At 57.6% G+C, this 12,540-nt stretch carries 9 protein-coding genes; 7 read left to right on the top strand and 2 right to left on the bottom strand.

The features are described 5' to 3' along the window. Positions 1–80 precede the first annotated feature (80 nt). Positions 81–1,184, top strand: coding sequence for a sialidase family protein (locus tag E6C55_RS10875; RefSeq protein WP_136369813.1), 1,104 nt, complete (start codon positions 81–83; stop codon positions 1,182–1,184). Between the two features lie 349 nt (positions 1,185–1,533). Here the strand turns inward: E6C55_RS10875 and E6C55_RS10870 are convergent, their stop codons facing one another. After that, positions 1,534–2,640 carry a GntR family transcriptional regulator gene (locus tag E6C55_RS10870; RefSeq protein ID WP_136369812.1) on the bottom strand — a complete coding sequence of 369 codons (1,107 nt, stop codon included), beginning with the start codon at positions 2,638–2,640 and terminating at the stop codon, positions 1,534–1,536. 327 nt (positions 2,641–2,967) lie between these two features. On the opposite strand from E6C55_RS10870, the gene E6C55_RS10865 reads away from it, so the two are divergent. Together E6C55_RS10865 and E6C55_RS10860 are read left to right on the top strand one after the other, a co-directional pair. Next, positions 2,968–4,146: an ROK family transcriptional regulator gene (locus E6C55_RS10865; protein ID WP_168735581.1), complete on the top strand. Its 1,179-nt coding sequence runs from the start codon at positions 2,968–2,970 to the stop codon at positions 4,144–4,146. Positions 4,147–4,192: 46 nt separating this feature from the next. Further along, positions 4,193–5,137 (top strand): ROK family protein, encoded by a 945-nt coding sequence (locus E6C55_RS10860; protein ID WP_136369810.1) that lies wholly within the window; start codon positions 4,193–4,195, stop codon positions 5,135–5,137. Between the two features lie 31 nt (positions 5,138–5,168). Here E6C55_RS10860 and E6C55_RS10855 read toward each other — a convergent pair whose 3' ends face one another. Next, positions 5,169–5,957: a helix-turn-helix domain-containing protein gene (locus E6C55_RS10855; protein WP_168735580.1), complete on the bottom strand. Its 789-nt coding sequence runs from the start codon at positions 5,955–5,957 to the stop codon at positions 5,169–5,171. A 128-nt stretch (positions 5,958–6,085) separates the two neighbouring features. On the opposite strand from E6C55_RS10855, the gene E6C55_RS10850 reads away from it, so the two are divergent. The 4 genes from E6C55_RS10850 to E6C55_RS10835 all read left to right on the top strand — a co-directional run bounded on the left by E6C55_RS10850 (position 6,086) and on the right by E6C55_RS10835 (position 12,530). Next, a complete protein-coding gene (locus E6C55_RS10850) occupies positions 6,086–8,458 on the top strand; it encodes an alpha-L-arabinofuranosidase C-terminal domain-containing protein (protein WP_136369809.1) in 2,373 nt (790 codons plus the stop codon). A 175-nt stretch (positions 8,459–8,633) separates the two neighbouring features. Continuing rightward, entirely contained in the window at positions 8,634–9,680 is a 1,047-nt protein-coding gene (locus E6C55_RS10845; protein WP_136369808.1) for an ABC transporter substrate-binding protein, read from the top strand. A 77-nt stretch (positions 9,681–9,757) separates the two neighbouring features. After that, the gene (locus E6C55_RS10840) at positions 9,758–10,882 is read left to right on the top strand and encodes an ABC transporter ATP-binding protein (protein WP_136369807.1); all 1,125 of its coding nucleotides are present in this window, start codon (positions 9,758–9,760) and stop codon (positions 10,880–10,882) included. Further along, positions 10,875–12,530 carry an ABC transporter permease gene (locus tag E6C55_RS10835; RefSeq protein ID WP_136369806.1) on the top strand — a complete coding sequence of 552 codons (1,656 nt, stop codon included), beginning with the start codon at positions 10,875–10,877 and terminating at the stop codon, positions 12,528–12,530. The genes E6C55_RS10840 and E6C55_RS10835 overlap by 8 nt, the downstream gene beginning before the upstream one ends. The last annotated feature ends 10 nt before the right edge of the window (positions 12,531–12,540 follow it).

The following is a 12,540-nucleotide window of genomic DNA, read 5'->3' as shown; positions in this document are numbered from 1 at the left end:
CAATCGGCAGTCGGAGGCGCGGCTAAATGAACCATGCATTGGCGAATTCATGATGCCCGGAATGGAGAGGTTCTAAGAGAATGAGCGAACAACGCAAGGCTTGGATATCCTGGGAAGAGCCGATCCTGATTCATAATCAGCCCTTCTTCGAAGATGCGGGCAGGGACGCGCGGGACATCCGTCCGGGGAAGTTCGGCTCCCAATACGGACGGATGGCGAAGCTGAGCAACGGCGATTGGCTCATCGTCTATACGATTTATGCGAACAAAGGATACGGCAAGGACCCTGAAGGCGGCAATACGCTGGAATTCGCCGTCAGCTCGGACGGTACGAGAACCTGGACGGTCATCGGCTCCTTGTCCGACCCGGGCAGGGATCTCGACAACGGCCAGATGATTCAGTTGGAGGACGGCAGCTTGCTGTTGGGGCTAAGGTCCGTCATCTGGCAGCAATCCTATCGGGTTGAGGCATACCGGAGCACCGATCTGGGCCGTACCTGGACGTATTTAAGCCTGATCGATTCCAACGAAGGGGAGCCGGGAGAGCTGGGCAACCCGGACCGCGGCGTGTACGAGACGCACTTCTGTCAACTGGACAACGGAGATCTTGGGGTGATGTACGCAAGCGAGAAGTACGCCCTGGCTTCTCCGGCCTACAGTCAGGTGCTCTCGCAGAAAATATCGAAGGATGGCGGCAGAACGTGGGGGGACGAGATCTGGGTCTCCTGGGACGAGAAGCGCGAGCAATCCCGGCCGGGAATGCCCGTCTGGACGAGAATGGCGAACGGCAAGTATATCGTCGTTCTGGAAGTGTGCGGGACGGAGAAGTGCGACGTCTACTTCAAAACTTCCGATGACGGAGTCATCTGGGGGGAAGGAATCGGCACGCCCATTCCCCATCAGAAGGGCGGCCCCTATGTGGAGTCGCTTGCGGACGGGACGGTCGTCGTTACCTCGAACTCACACGAGCTGTCGTACAGCGGCGACTTCGGAGCGACCTGGCACACGAATGAGACCGCCCCGTTCGGCTCCTGGACGACGTATGAGAATGTCTGGCCGAGCATCTATCAGACGGGGCAAGACGAGCTTGCCGTGGTGACGTCCGTCGCCCGCGCCAGGCCGGGAGAAGAGTCGGAGGGACATCAGATCCAGATCCGGTTCGGCCGAATAACGCAGGTGCGATAGCGGAGCCCCATTCGAGCCCTGGCAAGATAGACGGAAGCCTCCGATGCCGCCCGATGCCGGATTTTATGTGAAAATTCACATTGGCACAGCCCGATACCGGGCGGTTTGGACGATTCTATGCGAAAAATCACATTCCTGGAGGGAACTCCGGCTCCCTTCTCCGTAGGTATGCTAAAAATCGCATAAAACGCCGCGATTCCCTCCGAACCGAGCCGACGAATATGAAAAACCGCATAAAATCGCCAACCGAATTTATAAGCTTCGCGCTTATTTATTGTCTGCATCGTCTCCGCAAAGCTTCTCCCGCGTCTGAGGACGCCGGAGAAGCTTTATGTTTGCCGGCCGGCATCTAGGCGTCATGATCTCTATCTCGGAGATCGCTGGGGAACGGGTAGCGGACATTTTCGATAAATCGCACGGGCACGATAACGCGTTCGACCTTGTAGGCCGACTCCATCTGACGGAGCAGAATGTCGACGGCATGCTTCGCGATGCTCTCGACATCCTGTTTGATGAACGGGACGAACGGCAGCTTCGGATCGTCGAACGAGACGAGCCTCATCCTGTCCGGAACGGTCAAGCCGATCTCCTGCAGAACGCTGTAAGCGAGCATCGCGACAACCGTATCCACGGCGACCACGGCATCGATCTCGGAATGGGCCTCGAAGAATTGCTTCAGCCTCGCAATCGTCTCCCGATCGTTCCGGGGTCCTTTATCGACGAAGAACCAATATTTTTTGTTAATGGGAAGCTCCCGCAACGTGAACGCCTTCTCGAATCCGGACATCCGTTCTTGCGTATTCGTATTCATGCTCTGCTGAGTAAGGAACGCGATGTTGCGGCAGCCGGAATCGAGAAGACGGTGAATGACTCCGATCGTCCCGTGGATGTTGTCGGAGATGACGCTGCTGCTTGTAATGTTCGGCAAGTGGCGATCAACGAGCACGTGGGGGAACTTCTCCAACGACAGCCGTAGAATCTCCTCGTTGTAGCTCTCGTCGATAGCCGGGAAAATAAGATAGCCGCGGACGCCGAATAGCTTAAACATCCGAATGGCCTCCGTTTCCTTGTTCCTGTCATCCTCGGTTACGCGAATCAGCGTCTGATACCCGGCGGCGTGCAGCAGCGTCTGAATAAAATAAAACAGCAAGCTCTCGATCGGCATATGAATCGAAGGGAAGATGATGCCCACGATCCCCTTAAAGCCTTTGTTGACGGAGTGCAGCAGATCCTTGTCGCCGCGGCCCGCGACGAACGTCCCCTTGCCTTTGACCCGGATGACCATGTTCGCGTCGGCCAACGCGGAGAGGGCTTGCTTGGAGGTGATCTGGCTGACTTGGAATTGGGCGGACAGCTCTCTCTCCGAAGGAACCCGGTCGCCCGGGCGAAGCTTGCCGGATAAGATTTGTTCCTGAAGATAGAGTTGAATCTGCTTATAGAGAGGGTTAGAGCCCATTGCAACAAATCCTCCATTATATAGAAGGGTATCCTGATTTGAACTTTACCATATTCATGGTGGGGATGCGAATCATTTGTCGCTATCTTCGCTCATTGTGAATTACAATATAAGGTAATTAATTTGTCTACTGGACTTATTTATGGTAGAATGGGGCCAATCGAGCACCGGAAGAAGCCTGAAGAAGCCTATGAAGCGCGATGAAACCAATGAGGCGTGAAGAAGCGTGACGAAGCGTGATGAAACCAATGAAGCGCGATGAAGCCTATGAAGACCGAAGACGACTGGAGAGAACCGGTTAAGAACGGAGATGTGGAGGGAGAAGCGATGCAGCGATCCAAAGGCAATCTGCAATTCATGAAGGAGATCAATACGGCCGCCATCCTCAACCTGCTTCACCTGGAGGGAATGCTCTCCCGCGCGGAGATTGCGGCGATCACGAAGCTGAGCCCGACGACCGTGTCGGCGCTGGTGGAGGAGCTGATCGCCTCCGGGAAGGTGGAGGAGGTCGGCGAACGCCCCTCCGCCGGAGCGGGGCGGAAGGCGATCGCCTTGCGGATCAACCGCCGCGGCGGCTATGTGCTCGGCCTCTCGCTCAGCGGCGAATGGCTGGATAGCGCCATCGTCGATCTGTACGGCGAGATCGTCGAACAAGCGAGGCAACGGGTTGGCCCCGGCAACGAGGCGGTGTCCGAAGCGGCGCTCGCCGCTGTCGCTCGCGGCATGGAGAGGGCGAAGACGCTCGGCACGGGGGAGCTTCTGGGCATCGGGGTGTCGGCTCCGGGCATCGTGGATGAAGTCGGCGCGAGCGTGATTTACTCGACGGCCCTGAAGCTGGAGCGGCTTCCTCTTAAGGAGAAGCTGGCGAGCCGCTTCCCCGGCATTCCCGTTCAGCTCTTCAACGACTCGAATGCGGCCGCCTTCGCGGAATATTATAACGGCGCCGGCGTCGGGAAGAGCCATCTCCTCTATCTGTACATCCACGAAGGGATGGGATCGGGGTTGATCCTGGGCGGGCAGATCTTCTCGGGCTACCGCGGCGGCGCCGGCGAGATCGGCCACATTCCGGTCGAGCCGCACGGGCGCGAGTGCAGTTGCGGGCGAAGCGGCTGCATCGAGACGATGCTGTCGGCTGCTTCGATTGCGGATGACGCCCGGCGCGCGGCGATGACGAGCGGCTCCAGGCCCCCGGAGACGCTTAACGAGGCTCTCGCGTCTTACGAGTCGGGGGGCGAGCTGGACGCACTCTTCGATCGGTACATCGCGGCGCTTGTGCAGATGATGACGACGGCGGTCAACCTCGTGAGTCCGGAAGCGGTCATCCTCGAAGGATGGATGGCCCGCTCGCCGAAGTTCATGGAGAAGCTTCGGGCGGAGATGCAGAGCATTCCGTTCCCGGTGCCGTTCGGGGCGGAACGGCTGCTGCTCTCGTCGTACGGGGATCAAGGCCCTCTGTACGGGGCCGCCGTGTTTATGCTTCAGCAAGTATTCAAGACGATAGGCTAACAAGACGATAGGATAAGTCCAATGGACGAGAGGGAGGAATGGCAACATGATTCCGGTATATGCGGGGATCGATCTGGGCGGTACGAAGATTCTGGCCGTTATCGTCGATGCGGAAGGCAAGGTTCTGGCATCGGAGGAGCAAGCGACGGAAGCGTCGCGGGGACATGAAGCGATTATTCGAACGATGGCGGAGATGGTGGAGCGGCTTGTGAAGGAGGATTATTCCCTTCAGGGAGCGGGCGTGGCGACGGCCGGGACGCTCGATCCCGTTACCGGGACGGTCGAGTACGCCGGGAACCTTGGTTGGTCGAACGTGCCGCTTGGCGGCGAGCTTCAGCGTCTGCTCGGCGTCAAGGTGACCGTCGACAATGACGCGAGCGCGGCCGCCTTCGGCGAGTGGAAGGCCGGAGCGGGCATCGGCACACAACATTGCGTGTTCATTACGATCTCGACCGGCATCGGCAGCGGCATTGTCTGCGACGGCAAGCTGATGCGCGGCCGCGACGCGAGCGCGGCGGAGCTCGGCCATATTACGATCGACTGGCAAGGGCGTTCCTGTCCGTGCGGGAACATCGGCTGCGTGGAGATGTACGCCTCCGGCACGGCGATCGGTCGGCAAGCGCGGGAAGCGGCAGCGGCGGACCCGGTTCGGGGCGCACGGCTGCTCGCCCTGGCCGGCGGGGATGCTGCGGGCATCAACTCCCGCCATGTCGGCGAAGCGGCTGCGCAAGGCGACGGGCTGGCGCTGGAAGTGCTGCGCACGGCCGGTCGGGCGCTTGGTGCGGGACTCGTCAGCACGATCCATATCGCCAATCCGGAGGTCATCATTCTCGGCGGCGGAGCGTCCCGCATCGGCGAGCCTCTGCTCGGGCCGATGCGGGAATACATCGAGGCCCATACCATTGGCTCGATGAGAAGAGGAGTGAGCTTCGTCGCTCCGAAGCTCGGCGTGCAGGCGGGCGCAATCGGCGCTGCGTTGATGCTCTCCTGAAGCGAGGGAGGGGCCGGATTCGGTCCCTCCCTTATTCCCGTCTAAGCGCCCCCGCGCGGAATTGCCCCGGAGAGACGCCGACGAACTTCTTGAACTGGCGCATGAAGTGGGTGTCATGGTTGTAGCCGCACATCGCGGCGATCTCCGAGACGGAGTACGAGCTGTGCTGCAGCAGGTACTTCGCGTATTCCATCCTTCCGTTGATGATGTCCGTGACGACGGAGCAGCCGAACAGTTCCTTGTACAAGTGTTGAAAATACGACTTGCTCAAGTGGAGCCGCGAAGCCAGCGACTCCACCGTGTGGCGTTCCTGCGGCGAATTGTAGAGGGTGTCGCGAAGCTCGGACAATTGGCGGAAGCTGCGGCCTTGCCGTTCGCTGAGCGACAGCTCGCGGAGGTTGCTCAGCTTCATGAGCAGCGAGCGAATCTCCGTATCGAGGATGGCGCTCGCCAGCGGACCGCCGAGCTTCCGAACCCGGTGCATCTCCATGATGCTTCTCGAGATCAACGAAGGGTCCGTCGCCGGAAGGAGCGTGTCGAGCGGGAGGCCCAGATCGGCGAGCAGCGACTCCATCTCGTCACCGAGGCAATGGAACCAATCGTTCACGAACGGCAGCTCCGACTCCCGGTACGAATGAGGAGTTCGCGGTCCGAACAGGATATAGGAATCCCGCTTGCAGATCGTTCGTTCTCCCCGGATGACCACCTCCGACCGGTTCCGGAAGAAGACAAAAGCATAGTCGCCCGAGCCGTAAGGCCGATCGAGCTTGACCCCGTTCGGATGAACGAACCGGTAGCCGCAGCTTAGCAATTCAATCATCTCAGTCACCTCCCGCCTTCATAGAAAAAAAGCACGATAAGTCAGTTACTCATAGGATAATCGATTGTTGCGGGATTGGGAAATGTCTACGATAGAGGGAGACTCTATCTCGCTAGGAGTGAACGCGGATGACGCAGCAAGGGACAATAACGATCAAGACAGGACAAAGAGGGGCACGGCTGGGGGATTTATTCGGCATTTTTTTCGAAGACTTGAACCATGCCGCCGACGGGGGCTTGTACGCCGAACTCGTTCGCAACCGTTCCTTCGAATTCGATCCGATCGATCGCGACGGATACGATTCGTTGACGGCCTGGAGCAAGGTCGAGAGGGGAGGCGGCCGGGCCGGGCTGTCCGTAGCGAACGAGCATCCGCTTAACGCCCGCAACCTGCACTATGCGGTCCTCGACATTCAGGAGGAAGGCGACGGCGTCGGCCTCTCCAATGAAGGCTTCAACACGGGCATTCCGGTTCGCGAAGGAGAAGCGTATCGCTTCTCGGTCCATGCCCGCAGAGACGCCTCCTGGGAAGAGCCGGTCCATATCGCGCTGGAGAGTGCGGACGGGCGCGTATACGGCGAGGCGGTCATCGCGGTGGACTCCGCCGAGTGGAAGCGCTACGAAGCGGAGCTCGTCGCCAGCGCAACGGATTACGGCAGCCGCTTGACGATCGTTACGAAGGGCGGCGGCAAGCTGTTCCTCGACATGGTGTCGCTATTCCCGGCGAAGACCTATCGCGGCCGTTCGAACGGCTTGCGCGAGGATATCGCGACTATGCTGGCGGATCTGAAGCCCCGGTTCATGAGATTCCCCGGCGGTTGCCTTGTTCACGACGGCTCGCTGAACCCGGACGACAGGGACTCCATGTACCGCTGGAAGAATACGATCGGAGATGTCGAGCAGCGCCCGCCGCGCCGCAACAACTGGCGTTATCATCAGACGCTCGGACTAGGCTACTACGAATACTTCCAGTTCTGCGAGGACATCGGCGCTAAGGCGATTCCGATCCTGCCCGCCGGCTACGATCCGCACCATAAGCGCGCGGTTCCGATCGACGAGCTTGGCCCGTGGATCGACGATGCGCTCGATCTGATCGAATTCGCCCGCGGCGACGCCTCGACGGAGTGGGGCGGTATCCGCGCGAAGCTCGGTCATCCGGAGCCGTTCGGCCTCGAATACATCGGCATCGGCAACGAGGAGGTCGGGGCGCCGTTCTTCGAGCGGTACGATTACTTCCATCGCGCGATCAAGGCGAAGTACCCGGACATCAAGATCATCAACTCCAGCGGCCCGTTCGCCGCGGGCGGGGAATACGAACGCGGCTGGAAGTCCGCCCGGGATAACGGCTCGGATCTTGTGGACGAGCATTATTATCAGTCACCCGAATGGTTCCTGGCCCATGTCGACCGCTACGACGACTTCAAGGCCGACGAATCCAAGGTGTTCCTGGGCGAATACGCCTCGTGGGGGAATGCGTACTACAACGCGCTGGCCGAAGCGGCACTCATGACCGGTCTCGAACGGAATGCACACGCGGTCGGGCTGGCCTGCTACGCTCCGCTGCTGTGCAACGTCGATTACGTCAACTGGAAGCCGGACCTGATCTGGTTTAACAATCATCAGGTTTTTGGCACCGCCAACTATTATGTGCAGCGGTTGTTCATGCACAACCAGGGAGACGCGCTCGTGCCGATCGAAGCGGGCGGCTTCGGGGCAGCGGCGCCGCTGACCGAGCCGGGAGCGATTCGCGGCTCCATCGCTTTGGGCACCTCGGGAAGCAGCGTTCGTTATACGGACATCCGAATCGTCAACAACGTCACGGGAGAGCAGCTCTCGTACGAGGATGCGGCTCTGGAAGCGTCGGTCGAGACGAACAAGCCAATCGTGCAATTGGGTCAGATCGACTGGGACGACTACACGCTTCGGCTGAAGGCGACGAAGCTCGGCGGCGGTCCGAACGGCTTCGCGCTTATCTTCGGCTGGAAGGATGAAGCCAATCACTTGTTCTGGGAGCTCGGCGGCTGGCAGAACCAGGACTGCATCATCCATTCGCTCGTCGGCGGGCGCGGCTCGGTGCTGACGCACAGCCTGTTCGAGGTGGAGAACGGAGCCGTGTACGACCTGGAGCTTCAGGTATCGGGCCGGACCGTTCGCGCGTCGGTCAACGGAGAGCTTTATTCCGAGACGGAGGACCGGGTTCCGCTTATCGAGCCCCTCTACTATACCGCCAGCCACGAGGAAGCGACGGGCGACACGATCCTTAAGGTCGTTAACGTCCGCGGCGAAGCCGAGTCGGCCCGCATCGTGCTGGAGGATTGGCCGGGCGACGGTCCGGTAACGCTCGACGTCCAGGAGCTGTCCGGCCATGGACTGGACGACGTCAATTCGTTCGAGGAGCCGACCCGCATCTCCCCAATTGCTTCCACGCGGACGGTATCGGGTCCGGCGTTCGAGCATGAGTTTCCGGCCCGCTCTGTTACGGTGATCAGAGCGCGAGTATAGACGTTAATTACGGTATTTTATGAGCTAGTCATGGGCCTCATCTCCTTGAGGGGCTTCTTTTTGTTGACGATTGCGAAGTTCACTTTTACGGATATTTATCCGTTTTTATCGGATTGTAAAGGCTTTCAATCGTAGCTAACATAATAAACGTACTAATAAAACAAGGAGGTCAACCATGAAGAAGATTATTGCCATGCTGGCTCTGGTCGGCATGCTGGGGTTATCCGCTTGCACATCGAACGAGACAAAGAATGCAAGCGAAGGCACGGACACAGGTTCACAGACGGCAGTTCAGGAGTCGAATGAGTTGGTTATCTACACGGCATCTGCCCAGGACGTTATCGATGCGGTTATTCCTGAATTCGAAGCGAAGACGGGCATCAAGGTTGAACTGGTGACGGCGGGCACGGGCGAATTGCTGAAGCGGATCGAAGCGGAGCAGGCGAAGCCGCTCGGCGATATCGAGTGGGGCGGCGTTGTATCCGTTATCGCTCCGAAGAAGGAGCTGTTCGAGGATTACCTCTCTCCGAACGAGAGTGCTCAACTGGATTCGACGAAGAACACGGACGGAATGATTACTCGCAATAACATTATTCCGATGGTCATGATCGTCAACAAGAACCTGATTGGCGATATCAAGATCGAAGGCTATGAGGATCTTCTGAATCCCAAGCTCAAGGGGAAGATTGCCTTCTCCGACCCAGCCAAGTCGTCGACTTCCTTCAGCCACCTCGTCAATATTCTGAACACGATCGGCGGAACTGACGAGAGCAAGGGCTGGGATTATGTCACATCGCTTACGGCTAACCTGGATGGCAAGCTGCTCGCAAGCTCTTCCGCCGTACCCAAGGGTGTGGCGGACGGCGAATATATTGTCGGTCTGACGCATGAAGAGCTGGCCTCTTCCGCTGTCCGGGACGGGTCGCCAGTCGAGATCGTCTATATGAAGGAGGGGACGCTTGTCTCTCCAGGTACGGTGCAGATTATCAAGGGCGCCAAGAATATGGAGAATGCCAAGAAGTTCGTCGACTTTATTACCTCGAAGGAATTGCAGACGTTGACCTCGACCGAGCTTAACATGAGAGCTTCCCGGAGCGATGTCGAGCCACCGGAAGGGCTGAAGGCAATCTCGGAGATTACGATCGTCCCCGAGGACGTCAACAAGACGCTTGAGAACAGCCAGGCATGGCTGGATAAGTTCAAGGATATTTTCACTAGCTAAGAGAGAGTAGTTAAGAGAGAGTAGCAAGCGGGCAGGTTGCGAGAGCGACCTGCCCGTCCAGCTAAAGGAGAGGCGATATGAGCGTAGAGATCCATATTGACAACGTTGTGAAGCAATACGATAACGGCAATATTACGGTTATTCCCGGCTTGTCCCTCGATATTAAGGATGGGGAACTGTTCACCTTGCTCGGACCGTCGGGCTGCGGCAAGACAACGCTGCTTCGAATGATAGCCGGCTTCAATTCGATCGAAGGGGGCGAGATCCGCTTCAACGACGAGGTAATCAACGACATCCCCACCCACAAGCGCAATATCGGCATGGTATTCCAGAACTACGCGATATTCCCGCATCTGACTGTCAAGCAGAACGTGGAATATGGGCTGAAGTTCCGGAAGTTGGCCCGTCAAGAACGAGCAGAGCGGACTGAAGAGATCATGAACGTTGTCAAGATCGCATCGTATGGCGATCGACTGCCGGAACGGTTGTCTGGCGGGCAGCAACAACGGGTAGCCCTGGCGCGGGCGATCGTCATTCATCCGCACGTGCTTCTTATGGATGAGCCGCTCTCCAATCTGGATGCCAAGCTTCGCATCGAGATTCGGCAGACGATTCGGGATATCCAGAAGGAGGTCGGAATTACGACGGTATATGTGACTCACGACCAGGAGGAGGCCCTTGCAATCTCTGACCGGATCGCAGTCATGAAGGACGGAATTGTCCAGCAAGTAGGAGCGCCGAGAGCGATTTATTCACGTCCGGCGAATGTGTTCGTCTCTACGTTCATCGGGCACTCCAACCTGATCAACGGTAGCATCAGCCGCCGTGGCAACGAGAAGCAGGTGCTGCTCGGGGGCGGAAGTCGGGTCGTTATGGACAATCTGAGCGATGATGTCAAGGACGGACAGCCGATCGTCGTCTCGGTGCGGCCGGAGGAATTTGTCCTCGCAGATTCCGGACTGGCGGCTACGGTCGTCAATAGCACGTTTCTGGGCCAGTATGTGCATTATACGGTGAAGTTTAACGATGATGTCGTGTGGGGCTCTGGATCAACCGGCGTATTCGTTCAAGATACGGGTGCGGAGGATGTGATTATCAATCCGGGTGACAGGCTGTATCTTGCGCCGAAGGCGGGCAAGATCAATGTCTTCACCGTAGATGGGGAGCAGAGCTTGATCAAGGATGTGAAGAAGTATGGCTAAGCGCTGGCGCAAACCGGACTTCTGGACCTTCATTACGCTCGGAATCGTTGTTCTGTTCGCTCTGTTTCTCGTATACCCGCTGCTTTCCTTGTTCATTAATGGCTTTAAGGATTCGTCGACCGGCGCATTCACGCTGAGCAACTTCACCCGTTTTTTCGAGAAAAAGTATTATTACCAAGGGCTTATCAATAGCTTGATGATTAGTTGCTGCGTGACGGTTCTGGCTGTGCTTATCGGTGCGCCGTTGGCGTACTTCATGACCGCCTACCGCGTGCGGGGCAAGAACCTGATCGAGATTCTGATCATCATCTCGATGCTCTCTCCTCCCTTTATTGGCGCGTATTCCTGGATTCTGCTCAGTGGACGAAGCGGGCTTATCACTCGTCTGCTCGAGGACTGGTTCGGAATTGTGCCGCCTAGCATCTACGGATTCGACGGGATTCTTCTGGTGCTGACATTGAAGCTGTTCCCGTTTATTTACTTGTACGTATCCGGGGCGCTGAAGAAGGTAGATGCCTCATTGATCGAAGCGTCGGAGAGCCTCGGCTGCAGCCCGGTCAAGAAGCTGTTCACGGTAATCTTGCCGCTGGTGCTGCCCACGTTGCTCGCAGGCTCCCTGCTCGTCTTCATGAATGCAATGGCTGACTTCGGTACTCCGATGCTTATCGGGGAAGGCTTCAATGTCATGCCGGTCATGATTTATTCCGAATTCATCAGCGAGGTTGGCGGACAAGCGAACTTCTCCGCGGCGATGGCGACAATCATGGTCATTGTGACGGCAGTCCTCTTCATGGGCCAGAAGTATGTTGTTACGAAGAAGTCATTCACGATGAGCTCGCTAAGGCCGATCCGTCCTGCCCGGATGCAGGGTGTGACAAGCATCGCTGTGCATGCGGCGATATACGCAGTCGTCTTCCTTGCCACACTGCCGCAGGTTACGGTTATCGTCACGTCATTCCTGGCGACCCGGGGCTCACGGTTCCTGTCGTCCTTCTCGTTGCAGAGCTACCGCACGGTATTCGATTCGCTATGGGACGCGATTGCCAACACTTATATTATGGGACTTGAAGCGATCGCCTTGATCCTGATGCTGGGGATGTTTATCGCTTATATCTCTACGCGCAAGAAGAACGTATTGACGTCATTTATTGACATGATCACGATATTCCCTTATATTTTGCCTGGGTCCGTACTCGGCATTACGCTGCTCCTGGCCTTCAACAAGCAGCCGTTGCTGCTTAGCGGCACCGTCATTATCATGATCGCGGCTTATGTGGTTCGAAGGCTGCCTTACACGCTCCGTTCAAGTGCGGCGATTCTCTATCAGATAAGCCCAAGCTTGGAGGAGGCATCGATCAGTCTTGGCTGTTCGCCTGTCCGAACCTTCTTCAAGGTGACGGCCGTGATGATGCTGCCCGGCGTGCTGGCCGGAGGCATTCTCAGTTGGATTACGGTTATCAATGAACTTAGCGCCTCCATTATTCTATATACCGGAAGCACCAAGACCATGTCGGTCGCGATTTACGCGGAGGTCATCAAGTCGAGCTATGGAACCGCGGCTGCGATCTCGAGCGTATTGACGTTGACGACGATCATCTCGTTGCTCATCTTCTTCAAGTTCACCGGGAGCAGAGAGGTTAGTGCATAAAACAGTAGAG

It is taken from the genome of Cohnella fermenti, assembly GCF_004801405.1.
Classification (GTDB): Bacteria; Bacillota; Bacilli; order Paenibacillales; family Paenibacillaceae; genus Cohnella; species Cohnella fermenti.
This window is presented reverse-complemented; position numbering and strand designations above follow the sequence as displayed.